This is a genomic window from Roseateles sp. AC306 (genome assembly GCF_979253795.1).
In genome coordinates this window covers 1-242 of the sequence record NZ_CEEDEB010000130.1, presented here as the reverse complement: position 1 = coordinate 242, position 242 = coordinate 1, and the positions used below count along the sequence as shown (strand labels likewise).

The following is a 242-nucleotide window of genomic DNA, read 5'->3' as shown; positions in this document are numbered from 1 at the left end:
CCACCACTGTGGCCGGTCGTTGACCTGCAGCAGGCCATGGTTGTGGCAGAAGCGGATCAGCGTGCGGAGGGGGAACTGCAGCATCTGCGCCGTCGGGCAGGACCAGATGCAGGCGACCATGGGCAGCAGGTACCAGTCCCTGACGCTGCGCCCGAAGCGGTTGCGGGCCTGGAACTCGCCGATGGGCTCGGCCAGCGCGGCCTCTTCGCCGCTGGCCGCCAGCGCCGTGCACAGGCGGTTGA

General features: G+C 69.8%; 1 pseudogene. It reads right to left on the bottom strand.

The features are described 5' to 3' along the window. A pseudogene (locus AC0IZJ_RS28685) lies at window positions 1-242 on the bottom strand (NAD/FAD-binding protein); the annotation flags it as partial.